The organism is Streptomyces spinoverrucosus, from assembly GCF_015712165.1.
Lineage (GTDB): Bacteria > Actinomycetota > Actinomycetes > Streptomycetales > Streptomycetaceae > Streptomyces > Streptomyces spinoverrucosus_A.
This window is the reverse complement of record NZ_JADPZX010000001.1, coordinates 5,567,984-5,588,504: the sequence shown is the minus strand read 5'-3', so window position 1 is coordinate 5,588,504 and position 20,521 is coordinate 5,567,984. Positions and strand designations below refer to the sequence as shown.

The window sequence follows — 20,521 nt, the reverse complement described above, 5'->3', positions numbered from 1 at the left end:
CGTCATCTACTGCCGTCAAACGCCAGGGAGGCCCTGCCGGAAACTCCGGCAGGGCCTCCCCTCCTTTGCAGTGCAATTCTCGAACGGGGTCACTCACTCGGTGATGGCGATGATGTCTTCTCTTACCGCGTTCGTCGAGACTACGCCATCGAAGCTGTAGGAGTCATCACAGAAGATGACTTGCTCCTCGGGCGGCACCAGCCCCCGATACCAGACGACAAAGTCAGCCACGAGTTCGATGGGCCCTTCCAGGTAGATCCCCTGCCCGTCCGAGTGCGCGTATCCCTCAAGCTCACCCAATTCCGCTTGGTAGCTCCATTCCACATCGCGAACCTCGGAACCTGGGGATCCAGGGGAAGCCAGTTTCAGCTGGACTTGCGGCCAGTCGCTAGCAAGCGCCCGCGCCAGAACCTCTCGCTCCAGACGCCATGTGTCGCTCTCAAAGACGGCGAGGTACGTCACTGACCTGCTCCTATCTCACAACCACTGAGCCTGGGATGCCATGCTGCTGCATCAACCCTTGGAAGTATGGCACCGCACCGGGATGGTTGGTGATCACGCGTAGCCCCGTCAGAGGATTGGAAGGATCATTGATCACGGCAGAATATCTTCTGAACTCGTCATCGGTCTTAGCCGCAATCTTGTTCCGAATGAAGTCGGGAATGCCTGATCCTGGAATGAACGGACTACGTCCAGGCTTCTCAATGAACTTGGCATCGAGAAGTTCTCCAGTGTTTCTGTCGAAACCGTCAGCCCAGACTCTCTCTCCGCCACCGACGGCACGGTATTCGGTCGCTCCGGTGTGTGCAATCTGGTATGCCTGCGCATTTCCACTACCGACTGCGGCTCGCGTATCGAGCGACAGCTGATAAGACGTATTGCAGTTGTGAACCAGGACCGGAGTGGCCCCCGCCAGCACATAGTACGTGTGCTACACGGCCCCTCTCTATCTGCGTATTCGCAGATCAGCGGCGGTTTTGGGTTCCGCTGGTGTCCGTGGTTGTGCGGGGGAATCTGTGGGTGTTGCCGTCGCTACTGCCGTCAGGAGCGCGGGGCGCAGGGTGGCGCTGCCGCTGGCGCGGTGTTGGCGCAGGGGGACTTTACTGCCACGCTCCGGGCTCGGCACGGAGTATGGCTCGGACGGTCTGCTCGTAGTGCTGGTGGCCGGTCTGGGCGCAGTGTCGGGCGATCCAGCACGTCAGCTCGTCCGGGGTGTCCAGGGTGCCGGATGTGGCACCGCAGTTGCTTTCCTCGCCGGCGGTGACGCAGACCGCCGTGAAGGCCGGCAGAGCCAGGGGGTCGGGGACGGTGGTCACGTGGTACTCGCGGAATCGGTAGCGCCCCCGTGCGGAGTCGCGGACCGGTGCGTCGGTGTCCGCAGAGTCAGGCACCCTCGTCCACCTCTTCCTCTTCCGAGTCCGGGAGGCGCTGCCCGCGCGAGTCGGCTACTCGGAGCACGTCCGCCAGGGCCTCGGTCAACCGGCAGGCCAGCCAACGGTATTCCGTGGCCGACGAAGTTGGCGCTCCGGGAGCCGTGGCTTCTCGGGCGTACTCCAGCAGCTCCTGGCCCATGCCAAGCTGCACCGTCTCGATGCTGTCGGCGAGGGTGGAGAGGTAGCCCCGGCCATCGGTGCTCAGGTAGCAGGGCTTGCCCTCCGGGCTGGTCCACGGCAGTAAGCGGGGACCTCCCCCACCCGACGCGGCGTCGTACAACGCTCTGCGACGCATGCGTTCGGCATCGCTCCTGGGCTGGCTCACTGGGCACCCCCGGCCTGGGTCACGGATCGTGGACACACTGACCGTAGGCACTGACTGACTGTCACCCCAGTTGAGAGCCATGGCAGTTCACGACTCTTGGTTCACGAACTGCCACGCTGCGTGGCAGCTACCCGATAACGCCCAGGTAGTCGGCCATTTCGCGCATCTCCGTCGTTAGGGTGCGCTTCCGCTTGCCCAGGATCTCCTGCATGGTCTCGGCGGCCCCGTTCTGGTGCCGCAGCCATTGCGGGGCGGCTTCCCTGGCACGGGTCAGCTCGTCCATGGCGGCGGACAGGTCGCCGGTCCGGGTGTGGGCGCGCGCCACATCGAGGGTGAAGCGGTTCCCGTCGTTGGTGCTGGGCCTGCCCAGGCGCTTCCACGCCTTGGGTGACAACTCCTCCTGCTCGCCTGCCTTGCGCACCACCGCGCGGGCGTCGCCAATGACCATGGAGTCTTCGAGTGCCTTGACCGCGGCGGTGACCGGCCCGAAGACGGACCAGTGCCGGGAGACGTTGCGATGTGCCGTCCCGATGGCGGTTGCCGCGACCCGGGCGGCTTGACGGTACGCCTTCGCCTCGTCGGGACGGTTGTTCCTCGCGGCTGCGGCGGCGGCCTCCATCGCCAGGCCGCCCCACACCGCGTAGTGGTCCGGCTCGGCCCCGGTGATCTTCGGCTCTACCGCGTCCATGCTCTGGGCGGCGACCTGTTCCGCCTCGTCCAGCCTTCCCTGGCGCACCAGCAGCCAGCACATGCAGCCGACACCTGAGCCCGCCGCGAGCATGTCTCCGGCCTGACGGGCGTCCTTGATGGCGCCACGTACAGCGGCGTACGCGATGTCGTACTGCCGGACCTGGGTGAGGTAGGTGCCGGCCAGACGCAGCGCTTCGGCGCGGGCCAGCAGGGCCTGCCGGTGCTCGTCCCCGCTGTCGTAGTAGGCGACGGCTTGTGCGGCATCACGCAGCAGGACTGGCAGTTGGGCCGCGACGCTCTTGTAGCTGTCGGAGAAGTACAGCACCCGTGCGTCTTGCAGCGTCCGTCGGAAGGTGCGCAGGTTCGGTTCCTCGGCCACGGCTTCGGCGTCCTGGTCCACGAGCCCGACGGCTGGGGTGAGGGCGGCGCGGAGCTGGATCAGGTTGACGCGGTTCGGCTCCTCGGTCCGCCCGACAGGCTCCGGGGCATCGGACGCCATCAAGGCGGCGGTGGTCACCCCCAGCGCTCGGGCGAGCGTGTGCAGGGTCTCCATGCGGAGAGTGCCGCCCTGCTCGGCCTTGCGTACCGTGCCCGGTGATACGCCTGCGGCGTGGGCCAGTTCCTCCTGGCTCATCCCCGCGCGACGCCGGTACTTGCGGACGTTGTCGGCCAGCTCCGTAGTCATCAACTCACCACCTCCCACTCCACGGTACGCCCGGCCGGCACATCACCTGGGGGCGATCCGGCAGACACCCGCCCGCAGGGGTGCCTCACCACGTGGCGGGCCGGGCTCCGGCAGGATCGGGCCTGAGCGGGAGGGGGTCCCTCGTCGGTCGGGCAGCTTCGCCGGACCAGGGTTCCCCGGGGGCCGCCAAGGCTCACTTCGTGACGCGTGCGCTCGGCCTTGGCGGCACCCGGGGGTTCCTGGTACGCCTCCGGTAACCGGGCGGCGAGGGGCCCCCTTCCGCGACCGCAACCCCACACCACGACGAAGCCGCACCCGTCCACTCGCCTTCTACCCCCTCAGAGAGAGGGCCGGGGTCTGGGGCAGAGCCCCGGAAGTGGTTCGCTGTGCTGGCTGTTGCGCGCCCGGACCGGCGGGGTCGTCGGCGAGCGGGGCGGAGACAGGAGCGGGCGGCGGCCCCGAGGGGCCGGGCGCGCGCGGGCCGCGCCAGCGGACCGCCTTGATCAAGTAAAGAAACTCTGAACAGCTCCCCCGAGCTGCGCCCTGTCCTGTCTCGGTTGATGGTTGACACTGCGGCTTCACCTGATGCTTGACACCGCTTGCCTCGGCTTGGCTGTGCGCGTCTGATCGGCGCATCCAGATCGGTCGGGCCTATGCCCACCAGGTCGTCACCGCCCACCTGGACGACAGCGTCATCCGCGTCTTCCACGGGGACGACCTGATCACCACCGTTCCCCGCACCACCGCCAAGGGGGTGGTCGTCCGCAAGTCCGGGGAGTACAACAGACGAAAGATCGTCTAGGACAGACGTCAAGCATCACCCGACGCCAACCTGTCAAGCGTCACCTGAGACCCGACACCCGAGCTGCGCCCCGAGCTGCGCGCCCCGCTGTTCCGCCGGGTGCGGGTGGTTCAGCGTCGGCGTCTGCCTTCGTCCAGTCGGTCGCGCAGGCGCTGAGCGCTGGCTGCGGTCTCCTCGGGCGTGTAGTTGCCGCTGAGGCGCTTGCGTTGCTCCATGACGGCGCGCATGGCGTCACGGTGGGCGGTAGCGGCTTCGAACTCGGTGCTGGCCTTGGTGAACCGTTCCTCGGCGGCGGCGAGTTCGGCGGCTACCTCGTCATCGGTCTTGCCGCTGAGTCGTACCGCTTCCTCGTCCGCCCGGCGCTGGGCCACCATCTCCTCCAGTCCCTCGTTGTAGCGCTTGAGGAACTGATCGCGCGGGCTGAGCTGGCGGACGAATACGCCTCGGCCCTGCACGGAGTAGACCAGCCCTTCCTCCTTGAGGACGCGCAGGGCGTTCTGCGCCGTGGAGTTGGCGATGCCGTACTGGGCTTGCAGATCCCGGGCGGACGGGAGCTTGGCACCCGGTGCGAGCCGGCCGTCCTTGATCTGCTTGCGGAGTTCGTCCGCGGTCCGCACGTACGGGGGGCGGGGATCGTCAGGGGGGCTGTCGGCGGTCTGCCAACCACGTCGGAGCGTAGCGAGACCGGTGTACTCGGGATCGGACTCGCCGGGATCAACCTCGTCTTCCTCTGCCGTGACGACCTCCGTTTCGGTGGTCACGATCGGCTTCGGCGCGCGGACGTAGCTACCCCGCCCCAGGACGGAGTAGATCAGCCCCTCCTCCTTGAGGAGCCGCAGGGCGTTTTGGACGGTGGAGCTGGCGATGCCGAAGCGTCGTTGCAGCTCGCGCGCGGCGGGGAGCCGTTCGCCTGGGCGCAGCTCGCCGTCGTGGATGGCGGTGCGCAGGACGTCGGCGGCCTGGACGTACGGCGGCCGGGGGTCCTCTCCCAGGGGCAGCTTCATGGCACGAGGGTAGCGGCGTCGGCACTCGCGGCACACCCGGGCGTCCTCGGCGTTTCAGCCGTATCGGTGTATCGATACGAATCGAGTGTTGCGGGCGTAGCGAGTGTGCCGCTATGGTCATGGCGAGTCGATCAAGCGACTCCACCGAACAAGGGGCGTGATGGCATGGCCATGACTCGAATCCGTGTTGCTCTGCTGCCGTCGGCGGTGTGCATCGCGGGCACCGAGCCGGTGCTGAAGATCAAGGACCAGCAGACCGGGGAAGTCGCCAGCGACCGGGAGACCGGGGCATCGCTGTACACGGTGACCGTGATGCTGATGGAGGACGGCCGGGCCGAAGTCCTGAAGATCACGGTCCCGGAGACCGGCCTCGCAGCCGGGCTCAAGCCGGGGGCGATGGTGCGGCCGGTCGAGTTGTTCGCGACCCCGTGGGCGCGGATCTTCAACGGTCAGCTCTCCGACGGCGTCGCCTACCGGGCCGCCCGCCTGGACCTGGTGACGGTGGAGGCTGCCCAGTGATCCGCTTCGAAAACCCCACACCGGAGCGGGAGTTGTACCCCCTCCGGCCCCTGCCGGGAACCGAGGACAAGGGCACGTTCGCCGTCTCGACGGCGGTACTTGCTCTGCTCGGCCTGAGCCCGGAGCGCGCGGCCCGCCTCGACCTGGGCGACATGCTGCACCTGATACGCGAAGAGGGGGCCTGACATGGAAGCCGTCACGGAATACGCGTCGTACGCGCTGCCGATCGCTACGGCGCTGGTCGGTGTGTGGCTGCTGGTGACGGTGGTGCGCTACGTCCGGGCCGACAAGGGCATGCGGGCCAGCATGCGGCAGGCCGTCCGGGTGCGCTGGGGCTGGGTACGCCTCGCGCGGATGGCCGGTCTGACGGTCATCGACAAGACCCCGGGCCTGCTCGCACAGATCACCGCCCAGAAGGACGGAGCCACCCCCGCTCCCCGGGTGTTGACTCCGAAGATCAAGGTCAAGCCCGACCAGTTCGGGGTGATCGTCCGGGCGCGCACGCTGCCGCAGGTCGGGCTGGAGGAGTACCAGAAGTCGGCCCGGTTCCTGGCGGACGCCTGGCGGTGCACGCGAGTGTCCGTGCTGCCGGACGGCCCCGGCAAGGTGGTGATTCGGGGCGTGCGCTCCGACCCGCTGACTACGCCCACCCGCCACCGGCCCACCGGTCGCCCACCCGCGGACCTGACGCGCTGGGAGCTGGGCATGGACGAGTACGCCGCGAAGGTGTGCGTGTCCCTGGCCAACGTGCCCGGGGTGACCATGGCCGGCGTCCCTGGTGCGGGCAAGACCTCGGGGGTCAACAAGTTTGTCTGCGACTTCGCGCCGTCGGCCGCCGTGCAGATCGCGGCTGCGGACGGGAAGGTGTCGCGGGCCTTGGAAGGTGATTACGCCGACCTGGTCAAGCGGATGTTCGCGTTCTGCGGGGACGACCTCGATGAGGCGAACGCGCTGTTCAAACGGCTGGTGGAGCTGCGCAAGCGACGCTCGGCGACGATCCGGGACGTGCTGGGCGTGAAGAACATGTGGCACGTCGGCCCCTCTCCGAAATGGCCGCTCACGGTCCTGATCATCGATGAGGCGCACACGTACTTCCGCGATTACAAGGGCAGCGACCCGGCCACGAAACGGCTGGCCGCGTTGACGGCGGAGAACGCCCGGCTGGTGGAGGACCTGGTCAAGAAGGGCCGCAGTGTCGGCATCCTTGTGATCCTGATCAGCCAGAAGACCACCGGCGATGCCATCCCCACCTTCATCCGCGACGTGTGCCCCATCGGGCTGTCCTTCGCGCAGAAGACGGTGGAGGCAGCAGTGGCCGCGCTGGGCGAGGACATCCGCAACTGGCCCGACGCCAGCCCGGTCACCTTGCAAGACCCCGCCTACGTCGGCGTCGCGGTGATGGCGATGCAGGGCCGCCCCGGCTACACCCGCATCCGCACCCCGTACGTCTCCGACGGCGACGCCGCCCGCGTCGCCGAGGAAACCTCGCACCTGACCGTCGACCCGGAATTGTGCCTGGACGCGCTTCTCCGCTCGACCGGCCGGACGGCAATGCCCGCACCCCGGCTCACCAAGCAGTCCTGAACGACCCTTCCCAGAACGGAGGTTGAGATCATGAGGGAGGAACGGTTCACCCGGCGCACCGTGACCGTGGTCATGGCGGTCATCGCGGCCCTGGCCTTCGTCTTCTCCTTCGGTAACGTCTGGGCGCTCGCGCTGCGACTCGGTGTTCCGCACCCGATCGCGCCGCTGATCGCCCCCATGGTGGACCTGTCCGTCGTCGGACTCCTGGTCGCCCTGCGGTTCCTGGCCCTGCGCGACGTACCCAAAGCGGAGCTGCGGGCCGGTACCCGGCTGCTGCACCTGTGTGGGCTGCTCACCCTCGCCCTGAACACCGCCGAACCACTGCTGACCGGACGCTACGGCCGGGCCTGCCTGGACACCGTCGCCCCGCTCCTGCTCCTTGGCTGGGGCCACGTCGGCCCCACCCTCCTCACCCAGTTCCACACCCCCATCCCGCACCTGGAGGACGCCACCGCTCCCGTCTCCGAGCCGGTGCCCGCCGAAGCACCCGCACCTGAATCAGCACTCCCGGCCCCTGGTCCAGTCGCCGTCGCCTCGCCGACCGAGGAACCGCCGACCGTCGCGGCTCCCGCCGCCGTCGCCCAGACAACCCGGCCCGCCTCCGGCCCGGCCCTGCCTGCCGCCCTGCTGGACGCGGCCCGGCGCATCGCGGACACCCACCGCGCCGAGCACGGGACCCCGATCACCGCCGCCCACCTGGGCGCGCGCATGGGCATCGCCCTCCCGGTGGCCACCGCCGCCCTCGCTCAGCTCTGAGCCCCGGCCCTCACCGGCCGCATCCCCCTCGCGTAACTCCACGCCCACCTGATGGGCCCGGTCCGCCATGCCCCGAGCAGCACCAACACGCCTTCCTGACTGGTTGCTGCTCGGGGTCGCCCACCCGAACTGAAGGGACACGCCCCGAATGGTCACCCTGGACCTGCGCCACGTGGCAAGCCCCGCCGTGCGGGACCTGCTCCACCTGGTCAACCATCCCGACTTCGACCGCGCACAGCAGCAGATCGAACACCTCGGCGGCTGCACCGAACCCGTCCGCCTCACCGGCCACACCGCTACCGTCGACACCACAACCGGCGAGGTGCTGCGCTCCTACAACTCCTCCGACGAGCCCACCGGCAGCCTGCTGACCACGTGCGGTAACCGCCGTGCCTCACGCTGCCCGGCCTGTTCCCGCCTTTACGCCGCCGACACCTACCACCTCATCCGCGCTGGCCTCTCCGGCGGCAAGACCGTCCCCGACGCGGTCCGCACCCACCCCCGCGTCTTCGCCACCCTCACCGCCCCCTCCTTCGGCCCCGTCCATAACCGCCCCGACGCCCGGCCCTGCCGCTGCGGAATCCGCCACGAGCCCACGGACCCACTGCTCGGCACACCGCTCAATCCCGCGACGTACGACTACGCGGGCGCGGTCCTCTTCAACGCCCACGCCGGAGCCTTGTGGGCCCGCTTCACCACCTACCTGCGCCGCGAGCTCGCCCTCCGGCTCGGCCTCCCTCAGAAGGCCGCCCGCACGGTTCTGCGGGTGTCCTTCGCCAAGGTCGCCGAGTACCAGAAGCGCGGCCTGGTCCACTTCCACGCCGTCATCCGCCTCGACGGCCCCGACGGCAACACCCAGCCCCCGCCCCCGAACGCCACCGCCGCCGTGCTCACCGACGCCATCCGCGCCGCCGCACCGCGCGCCCGCATCACCGTCGGCTCCGATGCGGTCGGGGAACGTGAACTCGGCTGGGGCCAGCAGCTCGACGTGCGCGAGATCGCCGCCTTCGGCACCAACGCCGAATTCAGCGACCAGGCCGTAGCCGCCTATGTGGCGAAGTACGCCACCAAGTCCGCCGACGCCTCCGGCACCCTCGACCGCGCCCTGTACTGCCGCCCCTGCCAGGGACGCGGCGCCACCCTCCTGTCCCACGGCACCCCCATCCCGTGCACCGCCTGCGACGGCACCGGCCAGGCCCGGCCGCTGCCCCGGCTCGCCGTCGCCCGGCACGTGCGGCAGATGATCCGCACCTGCTGGGAACTGGGCCGCCTGCCGGAATTCTCCGAACTCAAGCTCTGGAAGTGGGCGCACATGCTCGGCTTCCGCGGCCACTTCTCCACCAAGTCCCGCAGCTACTCCACCACCCTGGGCGCGCTGCGCGACGCCCGCCGCACCTGGCGCACCGAACAGGCCCGCGCCGGCCTGCCCGACCTCGACCCGGCCACCACGCTCGTCGTCGGCCAGTGGGACTACCTCGGCTCGGGCTACAGCCCCGGCGCCGCGCTCCTCGCCGCCCACGTCTGGCACCGCAGGGAACTGGAACGACGGTTCGCGGCCGAAGGGGGCTGCTGATGACCTCGCCCCCGCTCACCGCTCACCGCACGGAGGCGGCACCGGCGCTGGATCTGCTCACGGTGCCCCAGGTGATGGTCCGCCTCCAGCTCGGCCGCTCCGCCGTCTACGACCTGCTCCGCTCCGGCCAACTCGCCTCGATCACCCTCGGCCGCGCCCGCCGCATCCCCACCCACGCTCTGACCGACTTCATCCGTGCCCGCCTCGAACAGGAAGCCGCCGCCTGATGACCACGCCGCGCCCCGCCTCATCCCGCCGCACCCGCTCCCGCGCCAACGGCGACGGGACCGTCTATCAGCGCAAGGACGGCCGTTGGGAAGCCGCCGGGTACGTCCTCGCTCCCGGCAATACCCGCAAGCGCGTCCGCGTCTACGGCACCAGCCGTAAGGAGGCCCTGGCCAAGCTCACCGAGAAGATCGCCGCCAGCAACCTTGGCCTGCCCGTCGCGGCGGCCGACAGCACCGTCAGTACGTACCTGACGTACTGGCTGAACGGCGTTGCCGTGCACCAGGTGCGGGAGAACACTCACACCCGCTACGCCGCCTGCGTCCGCCTCCATCTCGACCCCGAGCTCGGGGTCGAGAAGCTCGCCCGACTCACCGCCCGCGACGTCCGCACCTTCCTCGACCACCTCCGCGTCGCCTGCCAGTGCTGCACCCAGGGGCGGGACACCGACCGGCGCTCCTGCTGCGCCATCGGCCAGTGCTGCAATAAGCGGCTCTCCCCGCTGACCGTGACCTACGTCCACTCGGTCCTCAAGTCCGCCCTGGAGCACGCCGTCCGCGAAGACGACCTGCCACGCAACGTCGCCCGCAACGTAAAAACCCCCGCACCCCGCACCCGGCGCTTCAAGCCCTTCACCGCAAGCGAGGCCCGGCAGTTCCTCCACGCAGCCAGCAGCGACCGACACCACGCGCTGTACGAACTCGCCCTACGCACCGGACTCCGCAAGGGCGAACTCCTCGGGCTGCACTGGGACGACCTCGACCTCAACACGGGAACCGCCGCCATCCACCGTTCCCTCCAGCGCACCCGCACCGGCGGCCTGACCGTCCTGCACACCAAGACCCGCGCTTCCGAGCGTCGCATCGCCCTCCCCACCGAATGCGTCAACTCCCTGAAGACCCACCGGGAACAGCAGGAGGAAGCACGCCGGGCCGCGGGGACGGGCTGGTCGGACAACGGCCTCGTGTTCACCACCCCCACCGGCGGTCCTCTCGAACCCGCCAACCTCACCCGCAGGTTCAGCCGACTCCTCAACCGCGCAGGACTGCGTCGCATCCGGTTTCACGACCTCCGCCACTCGACCGCCACCCTGCTTCTGGAACAGGGAGTCGACCTCGTGGTGATCAAGGAACTCCTCGGCCACTCCCACATCGGCGTCACCGCCGACGTCTACGCCCACGTCCGACTCCGCCTCCAGCGCCAAGCCATCGAAACCCTCGGCAACGCCCTCGGCGCCCAGGACGACGACCCTGACGAACCATCCGCCGCAGGCGTCGTCCGCTGACGTTGCCGTCAGCGTTGCCGTCAAACACCTCGGGGCCCTGCCGAAAACTGGCAGGGCCCCGAGCCGTCTCAACAATCCAGGGGAAATCCATCGTGGGACCTGAAATCCCATTCAGAACAGTCGGCACTTCCTGAACCCGCGAAACCGGACTACCGACTTCTCGGGCCCGACCCCACAGGGTCCCATTGGCTGGAAATCACGTCAGGTAACTTACCCGAAGGCGACCATCTTAAGAATCCTGAAGATCCCGAGTTGATTTCACTCCGAAACAGGCAACGACCGAACTAAGTTCCAGGTTCAGGAAGAGCTGGAAGTAGTACCCGCCCCGACGTCGATCATCGATGAATCCGATTGCAAGCTCGGTGCCCTCATACGCGCGAAGGGAATCGAGTGCTTCAGCGAATCCAAGCGAAGGTTGGCCAGAGCGGCGGGTTCCACGCTCTCGCCTCTCATAGATGGAGACGAGACGTTGAGTTGCGACGCCTTCAGGCCAGACCTTGTAATCGACACCTCCACCGAGGGCGGCTCGGGAAAGAAGCCGCACTTCACTAGCCCCGGCGAGGAGTTGCGCAAGGCGGCTTCTTTCCACGGAACTCTCCCACGAATCTGTGAACTCGCTTGGTCTCAGACGGCACCCAGCAGCGGTCTATCCGCCACCGCCCGGCCTGCGCCAGGGCCCTCTGTCGATACTGATCTCTGCGCCATCGATCACGCCACGCAGCGCATGCTCCGACTCCTCATACACTTCATGTTCGGTCCCATGGATTCGAACATCTCTGCCGGCCGGGACGCTGGCGTGCGGGATTCGCATTACGATCCCTCCCGGACCAAGCTCCTCGGCCGCGTCAAGAGCGACGTCCTCGTAGTCATGAGTCCACGAAGTGAACTCACTATTAGTATTACCGCCCGCGTGACGTCCCGGGTCAGAGTGCCCGCCAAGCGGGACAGCACGCCCCTCCAAAGCATCATCATACTTGTAATGCTCATTCGGGACTCCGCGGTAAAGGTAGCCATCACCCTCGCCGCAATTGTGAACCAGGACCGGCGTAGCCCCCGCCAGCACATAGTACGTGTGCAGGTTGCTGACGGTGAGGTTGTGGACCGTGGCCCACAGAGTCGTCCAGCGTTCGATCGCCGCAATCTGGACCAGCGTGCCGGCGCCGGTGCGCAGCCACTGTCCCGCGCGCAGGTCGGTCGCGTCGATCCACTCGCCCAGTTCCGGCACCCAGAAGGGGTGGCCGTCGGTCGCCGTGACCGACGCGGTCTGCGTGCCCTTCTTGCCGTCGGTGTCGATGGTGACCTTGACCAGGTGCTTGACGCCCTTGCCCAGGATCTCGGCGGTGACCGTCTCCACCCGGGTCTCGCCCGTCTCCGGGTCCGTCGCCAGGACCTTGTCACCGACCTTGACGTCCTTGATCGCCTTGGTGGAGCCGTCGGCCATCAGGACCTTGGTGTCCGGCGTGAAGCTGTTGTCGACCGTCGGGCAGCTTCCGCCCTCGCCGCCCCCCGAGTCCGAGCCGCCGCCCCCGGAGTCCGAGTCCTCCCGCCCCGAACCACCCCGCGAACCACCCGACTTCGACTCCGCCCGACCCCCGCCCGAAGACCCCTTCGACTGGGACGTCGTACGCGCCTTGACCTGGACCGGATTACCGCGGGCACCCTTCGACCCGGTGTGCGACTTCTTCTTCGCCGCCTCCGCCGCCGCCTTCGCCGCCGCGCGGGCCTTGCGTTTGGCCTCCGCCGCGGCCGCCTCCGCCGCCTTCTTCGCCCGGATCAAAGACGCCTTCGCCGCACGGGCCGCCTTGATGCCGATCTCGGCCGCACGCTTCGCCGACTGCCACGCCCGCACCGCGCCCAGCGTCGACTCGAACGCCCGCCACATCCTCTTGCCCTTGGAGAAGACGCTGGTCCACGGAATGGCATCCATCAGCAGGCTGCCGCACGCCCACAAGTCGCCCTGCGAGAAGCAGCCGACCACATCGCCCCAGCCGACGAACTCCTTGAACACCGCCCAGCCGGTCGCCAGGATCACATCGCCGATCGAACGGTTCAGCGTCCGCTGATACTCGGCGATCTTCGCCTCCAGCGCCGCGATCGACGCATCGAAGCTCGACGCCGACGACGTCAGACCACTCGGGTCGGCGTGCGTCACCGGGTTGTTGTTGGCGTAGGAGTAGCCGTTCGCCTGGAGCGGGTCGCTCTGGTCCAGGACCGGGTCGGCGGAGATGAAGCGGCCCGTCTGCGGGTCGTACTCCCGCGCCCCCAGGTGGATCAGGCCCGTCGCGGCGTCGTCGTCACCGGTGTGGAACGTGGTGTGCGAGCGCATCTGGGGGTTGATGGCGCGATCCGCACCCCACGGGTCCTTCTTCGTCAGCCGGACGCTCATCCCGCCGTCGAGCCGGACCTCCGCGAGCGGGGTGCCGTTGATGTCGGTGGCCTGCGCGAACAGTTGCTCGGTGGTGCCGCCGGTGGAGGACACCTCCCGGTAGCGCGTCACCGACGGGGCACCGGCGTGCCCGTAGGTGCGCTCCGCGTAGCGGACGCCTCCGGCGGTGTTCAGGGACACCTTCGTGTCCGGCAGGTGCAGCACCGCGCCCGCACTGCTGCGCTCCAGCAGGCGGTTGCCCAGGCCGTCGTAGACGTACGCCGTCTTCGAGGCGGGCTTCCACAGCTGGGTGGCCAGCGTCTGGTTGCAGGCCGCCAGGGTGAGGTCCGTGCCGGACGTCGTCGAGGGGGTGGACAGGCACAGTTCCGTGCCGACCAGCTTGATCTGGCCCGTGTCCAGCGTCTGCCAGCGCTGGGTCGCCACCTTCTTGTCGCAGGCCTGGATCCGGACGGCCGACCCGGCCGTCGTGCCGGTCGGCTGCGCGCAGCGTCCCGCGACCACGAGCTGGCCGAGGGTGGGGTTCTCCACCGTGCCGTTGTCGTCGGAGTCCAGCGCCCGGATACGGAAGTCCTGCGCCTTGTTGCCGTTGCACGGCCAGAGCTGCAGGGCCGTACCGGCATCCGTGATGGCTCCGGCCAGGTCCAGGCACTTGCTGTCGGCGCCCACCCAGGCCCCGGAACCGTCGGCGCCGAAACCGGTGACGGTCTCGACCTTGTTGTCCCAGGTCCAGGTCAGCCCCTGCGCGGTGTCGCCGCCGGTGCCCCGCGACTCCAGGTTGCCCGCCAGGTCGTAGCTCTGTGTCGAGCGGGTGGTGACCGTCGCGCCGGCCGCCGTCTTCGACGTGGTGGTGTACGACGTCAGCGTGTGCGGCTGGTCGTTCCTGCCGGTGTCGCTGGTGCCGTACGCGTAGTCGGTGACGACGTCGCCGTCGGTGACGACCTTGCCGGCGTCGAAGGTCGGGTCGGCCTTGTGGACGGTCTTCTTGGTGCGGTTGCCGAGGACGTCGTACGCGTAGGACTGCCAGTAACCGGCGTTGTTCGAGGAGACGTTGACCGTGCCGTCGGAGTACACCGGCTCGGCGGTGGACTTGCCGGACGCGGTGCAGGAGCCACCGCTCGGCGTCGTCCAGGCCTGCCTCAGCTGGCCGAGCGTGTCGTACGTGAAGCACTGCCGGTCAGTGATACCGCCGCCGTCGGTGTCGGCGACGGTGAGGACGTTGCCGGAGGCGTCGTAGGCGTAGGAGCGCCTGTTGACGGTGCTCTCCGTCGCGGTCTCCCGCTTCACCTTGCTGGTCAGCAGCTCACCGGTGGACTCGTCGAAGGTGCTCTCCTGCCACACCCGGTGGCCCTGCTCGCCGACGGTGGAGCGCAGCACCTGCCCGTACGGCGAGTAGGCGGTCTCGGCGACGTACCAGTCCCGGCCGGACACCGTGACCGGCAGCCCGGCCTCGTTGTACCGGGTGACGACGGCCTCGGAGGTCAGACCGCCCGCGGCCGGGGCGGTGTACGACTCCATCTGGCCGTCGGAGTTGTACTTGTAGGTGTAGGGGTACTGGGTGGCGAAGCCCTCTGCGGTCAGGCCGGGGGTCGAGCCCGGCGGCAGCGCCACCGTCATCGACGTGGGCTGGTAGTCGGCCGTGTAGCCGGCCATGGACGTGGTGTACGGCTTGCCGTCGGTGTAGCGGGTGGCCGAGGCGAGCCGGCCCTTGCCACCGGTGGCGGCGTCGTAGGCGTACGACTGGACGACAGTGGCGGTGGTGGAGTTCGGCGGGGTGGCCTTGATCTGCTCCACCCGGTTGTAGCGCTCGTAGGTATAGGAGAGCGTGGTGCCGCGGCCGTCGCGCGCCGACAGGACCCGGCCGTAGTCGTCGTACTCGGTGTGCGTGGCGCCGGTGTCCGGGTCGGTGGCATCGGTGACCCGGCCCAGCGCGTCGTACGTCCAGGTGCGGGTGTGACCGGCGTCGTCGGTGCTGGTCACCATGTCGCCGCGCAGGTCGTACTCGTACGTCGTGGTGATCGCGCCGGACTCGCTGAGCTGCGTGTCGCTGAAGGTGTCCTGGCGGACGGTGCGGCCCAGCGCGTCCGTCCACACCCGGGAGCCGGGGGTGCCCTGGGGCTGGCGGACGATCGTGTAGTCGAGGCCGTACTCGTAGCGGGTGCGGCGGTCCGTGCTGCGGTGCGCCACCGTCCCGTCGCCGTTCGTGTACGTCGCTCCCGTCTGCGCGAAGGAGGAGTGGACGGGGGTGACGGTCAGGACGCGGCCCAGGCCGTCGTAGGTGTAGGTGGTGGCGTTCGGGACGAGGGAGTCCGACTTGGGAGCGGCGATCTCGGTGTCCGGCGCGCCCTCCATGTAGTAGGCGTTGCGGGTGAGACGCACCTGCCCGGACTTGTTGTGGAAGGTGTCCGTGACCAGGCGGCCGCCGCCGACGGCCGGCGTCTGGGCCTGCCGCTCGCGGCCCAGGCCGTCGTAGATGGTGGTGGACCTCTCGTACACCGCGTTGTCGCCGTCGACCGCCGAGGTCGGGTTGTCCTCCAGCGACTCCATGACCACCGACACCGGCTTCCGCAGGTCGGTGTTGTAGGTGTACCGGGCCGTCGGGTCGTCGGTGGCGGACTGGGTGGCGTCCCAGGTGGCGGCCGTGCGTCCGAGCGGATCGTAGGTGTACCGGGTGACGCGGTCGTTGGCGTCCTTCGCGGTCAGGGTGGCGCCGCGGCCGGGCTCCACCGTGACGGTGCTGGTGAAACCGGTCTCGTTGCCGTCGACGACCTTGCTGCCCTCGACGGTCGTGATCCCGTAGACCTGGCCCTCGGACGGCGAGTACGCGGTGCGGTTGACCAGCCCGGTGGGGTCGGTGACCGCCGTGATGCGGCCGAACTCGTCGTAAGTGGTCCGCGACTCGGGATGGTCGCTCTGCCAGGCGGTGCCGGTGCCGGTCGGCGTCAGAGTCTTCGTCACCAGGCCCTTGGTGGGCGTGGCGGTGTGGTCGCCGGCATCGTCGTAGAACACCCGGGAGGCGGCGACCAGCGTCGACCGGGTCCCCGCCGACAGCTCGGTGGAGCAGGTGGTCGTGCCGGTGGTGGTGACGGTCTGGGAGACCAGGCCGACGAGGTAGTTGTCGTCCGCCGTGTTGTGCACGTAGGAGGTGGTGGTGCACGCGTCGTCGCGGTTGTCGTTGATGTCGCCGTACTCGCGGACCTCGGTCGGCAGACCGTCGGCGTCGTAGTCGGTCTCCGTACGGACCGTTCGCAGGGTCGACTTGTCCGCGCCCTGGCCCGACGCCTTGGTGATGGTCTCCGTCTTGCCGAGCGTGACGCGCTCGGCGATCACGTCCGGGCCGTCCTTGGCGGGGCGGTTGCGAGTGGCCAGGCGCACCGGGTCGTCGGGGTAGTTGACGGTGCGGGATATCCAGTCGGTGGTGGTCGCGGCGGCCTCGTCCGGGTACGTCAGCGACTCGGCGACCATGCCCGCGTAGGCCTGCCGGTCCGCCTTGATGCCCGCGCCGGTGATGTCCGGCATCGTGTACGAGCGCTTGGGGTTGTCGGACTCGTCGGTCGGCGTGCTGTCGTCGAGGACGTCGTCGCTCATGCCGCGGAAGTAGCGGGTGACCGACTTGGACGCGACGCTGCCCTCGGCGCCGTCCGTGATGCCGGTCTCCGTGATGACCGTGGGGTAGCCGCGCCACTGGTCCCAGGTGCGGGTCTTCGGGCGGGAGAACTCGGCGGTGTTCTTCGCCCACAGCGCGCCGTTGACGGGGTCGTCGAAGGTCTCGTACTTGTACGTCGTCGTGACGTTCTTGGCGTCGAACAGCTGCGGGTACTCGGTGATCTGCTCGACGAGGTACTTGTTGAACCAGGAGATGCGCTTGTCGGCCAGCTCGTCGTCGGCGTGCCAGTAAGCCGGATAGCAGAGCCCGTGGTTCTTGTCCTTCGGCGGGAAGTCGCTGCCGGTGAGGCAGGCGCCGTCGGGCTTCTTGTAGATGACCTCCGTGCGGCCGCCGTACTCGGAGATCACGTTCTGGATGCGCAGCCGGGCGAAAACCGGCGACCTGTCCTCCGCGCCCTCGCGGACCCGGTTGGGCAGCGGGCTGTCGTTGTGGCCGAAGGAGACGGGGTTGAGGACCTCGGTGGTGCCGTCCACCGCGTACCCGGTGCGGGTGATGGACTCCAGCCACAGCGCGGTGTACTCACCCGTCAGGTTCCAGGGGAAGGACTGCTCCAGGGCCCAGGAGTCCACCTTGGACAGCAGAGTCGTGGTGTCGCCGTCGTCCTTGATCCCGCAGGCGTGGCGAGAGCCGGAGTCGTCCAAATCGTTGTACTCGGTCAGCCGCACGCCCTGCTGGCGCTGGGCGCACGCCGTGACCGTGGCCAGGCGCTTGCGGGACCAGAAGGTCGGGGCGTACGTCGAGCACTTGCCGCCGGTGGCGCAGGCGAGGTCGGCGGGGGTGTCGAACCAGGGCCGGGTGAGATGGGACTGCTTGGAGTTGAAGTTGGTATCGGTGCAGGGCACCTTGAGGACGTTGTCCCAGAGGCAGCGCTCCTGCGCGGTGAACGCCATGCGGCCGAGGGGCTCGTCGGAGAACAGCGTCCCGGTGCGCTGGCCGTAGTCGATGCGCTTGAGGTAGCCGGCCCGGTCGTAGCGGACGGCCGGCTTCTCCTTCATGTTGCGCGCGTAGGCGTTCTTCTCCTTCTCCCACCACAGCGTCATCGCGTTGCCGCTGGTGTCGACGACGTAGTCGAGCTGGAAGCGCCAGCCCTGGTCGCAGAAGGAGTCCTGGAACTTGGTGGCGTGGCAGGGGTCGGTGCTGTGGTTGCCGGCGACCGGCACGTTGAGCACGGAGTTGGTCTCCGGCTTGCCCGACGTCCAGCCCGGCAGGCGGTTGAGGCCGAAGTAGTACTGGGTGCCGTCGCTGGTGGTGACGCGCCAGAACTCGCCGTTGTTGTCGCCGTTGTTGGAGGTGTGGGTGACGTCCTTGCCGACGACGTCCTTGTACTTCGTCTCGTCGAGCAGCTCGACGCGCATGTTGTCGCCGCGGGCGCTCTTCCACTGCCCGTCCTCGTCGCCGCGCACCAGCTCGGTGGTGGTGCCGTTCAGCGACAGCACGGCGTTGTTCGTGCCCCAGCACTGGTCGCCGGTGAAGTGCTTGTCGTTGTTGGCGTTGGCGGTGTCGGCGGCACAGCCGACGAAGGTGCGGGTGATGGCGCCGGGGAGGTAGTCCCAGCCCTCACCGACCCAGGAGACCTGGTTGTTGGTGGCGGACGTACGGCCGTCCGACGTCTGCGAGTTGTAGCTGAGGGTGACGTTCGGGGACGGGCCGGCGGGGACCTGCGGGGCGGCCATCGTGTACGCGTAGGTGAAGGCGCCCGTGGAGCCGCCCTGGGACCAGGAGCCCGCGGAGACCAGCGGGGCCGCCGCGAAGTCGCCGCCGGCGCCGCCGCCGTGGGAAGTGCCGACGAAGAGACCACCGCCGGAGGAGCCGGCGACCTGCCGGACGGCGGTCCTGGTGGAGCCCCGCCAGACCGCCGGGCTCACGCCGCCGGTGCCGGTGCCGACGGCGGGATTGGTGGCGGAACCGGTGGAGACGGCCTGGAGGTCGGCGGTGTCCACGGTCAGGTTGAGGAGGGTCTCCGGGACCTCGGCGGTGGTCTCGGTGCTGCCGTCGGGCTCGTCGGGGGCGGGGTCCTCGCCGGGGTCCGGCTCGGACCCGGAGGAGTCGCCCGCGTCGAGGGGCACGGTCACCGTGTCGCCGGTGCGTTCGATTTCGGTGGTGACCGGACGGCCGGTCGAGCACTCCTCCAACTCGGGTGTGTCCGCGTAGCAGGCGGGCATCAGCGTGAAGGAGAGCCGGTCCAGCCACTGGGCGCTGTAGGCCTCGGCAAAGCGGGTCGCGTCGATGGAGACGACAGCCTTGCCGGTGGCGGTGTCGGGGGCGTCGACGGCGAGCATGAAGCCCTGGGCACCGCTTGACACCGCCTCAGCCTCTGGCGCGACGGCAACACTCCACTCGCCCTCCAGGGCGTCGGCCGCCTCGGGCGACGCCCCCTCGGGTGCGCCGACGGCGACACTGACCGTGCCGTCGGCGGAGGCGGCGACCTCGGTCGTGGTGCCCGGGGCGAGGTTGTCGACGGGTTTGGTGCCGGAGGCCGCGGGGACCTCGGCGACGGCCGCCGGGGCGTACTCCTTCTCCGGCTCGGTGTCGATCTGGCCGGTGAGCTCGTCAAGGCGGTCGGTCGTCGCCTCGTCCAGCGCGACGGCGTCGGTCTGCTGCAGCTCGTCCAGCTCGACGGTGGTACGCGGGTCGTCGTCGGGGCCGAACGCCACTGCGCTGGGCAGCAGCGTGACGTTGAGGGCGAGGACCAGACCGGCGACGACGCCGGTCCGCGTTCGGCGACGTATCAGGCGCTCACGCGGAGATCTCCCGGACAGTGAACCTCTGCCGCACCACGACAGCACCCCACCCACGGCCACTCGACCCTTCCCGAGCCACAGACCATCAGAAACGCTCAGAGCGATGGCACATGTGTGATCAACGACTGCGCTGAAGGTGCGGCTTTGTGAAAGGTTCCGTCAAGCAATGAAGATTCTGTGTTAACTATGTCACTTTCCAAAAGGCCGCAAAGAGCTGCAAAAAAGTACGCCGCGGCCAAGGGACTGAGCCTTCCTCAATCCCTACGGAATTTCCGGGTGTTGATCTCACCGGTCGGCCCTGCTCATACTCCATCCGCCCGAATCCGGCGCGCGTCACGCGCTCGCACGGCCTGCCATCAGGCCCGAGGGCATCCCCGTAGAGAGAAGGGCCGGCCCGCGTGAGCGAGATCGACAGCGAAGCAACTCCGCCTGCCAGAAAGCGAGTCGGGCGAGCGATCGCGGCCGCCGTCGCGCTGGCAGTGCTGGCCGGCGGGGGCGCGGTGCTGACACTGCGGGACGACTCTCCGAGCGCCGCCGACACCCGCGGGCAGCGCATCGCCAAGCCGGTCGACGAGGACGAGGCGCAGCGCCGGGCACGCAAGTCCGGGAAGAGAGTCGAAGTCACCGCACTAACCGATGAATTCTCCACGACGTTCGCCAACCCTAATGGTTCGTTTACCTATAATTCATCTGTAGATCCCGTGCGGGCCCGTAATGAGAAGGGCGAATGGGCAGCGATCGACACGTCTCTGATCAAGTCGAAGGAAGGTTGGCGGACTGTCAACAGTCCTCATCCCGTGACCTTTTCGGCAGGGGACGCCAATTCCTCGGCCAACGGGGTGGACCGGG

General features: G+C 68.7%; 15 protein-coding genes. 8 read left to right on the top strand and 7 right to left on the bottom strand.

What is annotated here, in order from left to right:
* Nucleotides 1-93: 93 nt before the first annotated feature.
* The 5 genes from I2W78_RS25395 to I2W78_RS25375 all read right to left on the bottom strand — a co-directional run bounded on the left by I2W78_RS25395 (nucleotide 94) and on the right by I2W78_RS25375 (nucleotide 3,133).
* Complete coding sequence (locus tag I2W78_RS25395) at nucleotides 94-462, bottom strand: hypothetical protein (RefSeq protein ID WP_196462580.1); 369 nt, start codon at nucleotides 460-462, stop codon at nucleotides 94-96.
* Between the two features lie 10 nt (nucleotides 463-472).
* A complete protein-coding gene (locus tag I2W78_RS25390; RefSeq protein WP_196462579.1) occupies nucleotides 473-919 on the bottom strand; it encodes a restriction endonuclease fold toxin-2 domain-containing protein in 447 nt (148 codons plus the stop codon).
* Between the two features lie 181 nt (nucleotides 920-1,100).
* On the bottom strand, nucleotides 1,101-1,391 hold the full coding sequence (locus tag I2W78_RS25385) for a DUF7848 domain-containing protein (protein ID WP_196462578.1): 291 nt from the start codon (nucleotides 1,389-1,391) through the stop codon (nucleotides 1,101-1,103).
* Nucleotides 1,384-1,728 carry a hypothetical protein gene (locus I2W78_RS25380; protein ID WP_196462577.1) on the bottom strand — a complete coding sequence of 115 codons (345 nt, stop codon included), beginning with the start codon at nucleotides 1,726-1,728 and terminating at the stop codon, nucleotides 1,384-1,386. The genes I2W78_RS25385 and I2W78_RS25380 overlap by 8 nt, the downstream gene beginning before the upstream one ends.
* 157 nt (nucleotides 1,729-1,885) lie before the next feature.
* Nucleotides 1,886-3,133, bottom strand: a complete 1,248-nt coding sequence (locus I2W78_RS25375) for a helix-turn-helix domain-containing protein (protein ID WP_196462576.1) — start codon at nucleotides 3,131-3,133, stop codon at nucleotides 1,886-1,888.
* Nucleotides 3,134-3,722: 589 nt separating this feature from the next.
* Between I2W78_RS25375 and I2W78_RS25370 the strand changes: the two genes are divergently transcribed.
* A complete protein-coding gene (locus I2W78_RS25370; RefSeq protein WP_374222739.1) occupies nucleotides 3,723-3,935 on the top strand; it encodes a hypothetical protein in 213 nt (70 codons plus the stop codon).
* 110 nt (nucleotides 3,936-4,045) lie between these two features.
* On the opposite strand, the gene I2W78_RS25365 is transcribed toward I2W78_RS25370, so the two are convergent.
* Nucleotides 4,046-4,939, bottom strand: coding sequence for a GntR family transcriptional regulator (locus I2W78_RS25365; protein ID WP_196462575.1), 894 nt, complete (start codon nucleotides 4,937-4,939; stop codon nucleotides 4,046-4,048).
* A 165-nt stretch (nucleotides 4,940-5,104) separates the two neighbouring features.
* Here I2W78_RS25365 and I2W78_RS25360 point away from each other — a divergent pair, with 165 nt between their 5' ends.
* The 7 genes from I2W78_RS25360 to I2W78_RS25330 all read left to right on the top strand — a co-directional run bounded on the left by I2W78_RS25360 (nucleotide 5,105) and on the right by I2W78_RS25330 (nucleotide 10,881).
* Complete coding sequence (locus I2W78_RS25360; protein ID WP_196462574.1) at nucleotides 5,105-5,458, top strand: SCO3933 family regulatory protein; 354 nt, start codon at nucleotides 5,105-5,107, stop codon at nucleotides 5,456-5,458.
* Complete coding sequence (locus I2W78_RS25355; protein WP_196462573.1) at nucleotides 5,455-5,643, top strand: hypothetical protein; 189 nt, start codon at nucleotides 5,455-5,457, stop codon at nucleotides 5,641-5,643. Before I2W78_RS25360 ends, I2W78_RS25355 begins: the two co-directional genes overlap by 4 nt.
* 1 nt (nucleotide 5,644) lies before the next feature.
* Nucleotides 5,645-7,042 carry a cell division protein FtsK gene (locus I2W78_RS25350; protein ID WP_196462572.1) on the top strand — a complete coding sequence of 466 codons (1,398 nt, stop codon included), beginning with the start codon at nucleotides 5,645-5,647 and terminating at the stop codon, nucleotides 7,040-7,042.
* Nucleotides 7,043-7,072: 30 nt separating this feature from the next.
* Nucleotides 7,073-7,798, top strand: a complete 726-nt coding sequence (locus I2W78_RS25345; RefSeq protein WP_196462571.1) for a DUF2637 domain-containing protein — start codon at nucleotides 7,073-7,075, stop codon at nucleotides 7,796-7,798.
* A gap of 148 nt (nucleotides 7,799-7,946) precedes the next feature.
* Nucleotides 7,947-9,371 (top strand): zinc finger-like domain-containing protein, encoded by a 1,425-nt coding sequence (locus I2W78_RS25340; protein ID WP_196462570.1) that lies wholly within the window; start codon nucleotides 7,947-7,949, stop codon nucleotides 9,369-9,371.
* On the top strand, nucleotides 9,371-9,598 hold the full coding sequence (locus I2W78_RS25335) for a helix-turn-helix domain-containing protein (protein ID WP_196462569.1): 228 nt from the start codon (nucleotides 9,371-9,373) through the stop codon (nucleotides 9,596-9,598). Before I2W78_RS25340 ends, I2W78_RS25335 begins: the two co-directional genes overlap by 1 nt.
* The gene (locus tag I2W78_RS25330) at nucleotides 9,598-10,881 is read left to right on the top strand and encodes a tyrosine-type recombinase/integrase (protein WP_196462568.1); all 1,284 of its coding nucleotides are present in this window, start codon (nucleotides 9,598-9,600) and stop codon (nucleotides 10,879-10,881) included. Before I2W78_RS25335 ends, I2W78_RS25330 begins: the two co-directional genes overlap by 1 nt.
* A gap of 646 nt (nucleotides 10,882-11,527) precedes the next feature.
* Here I2W78_RS25330 and I2W78_RS25325 read toward each other — a convergent pair.
* Nucleotides 11,528-19,732 carry a ricin-type beta-trefoil lectin domain protein gene (locus I2W78_RS25325; RefSeq protein ID WP_196462567.1) on the bottom strand — a complete coding sequence of 2,735 codons (8,205 nt, stop codon included), beginning with the start codon at nucleotides 19,730-19,732 and terminating at the stop codon, nucleotides 11,528-11,530.
* Nucleotides 19,733-20,521: the final 789 nt, after the last annotated feature.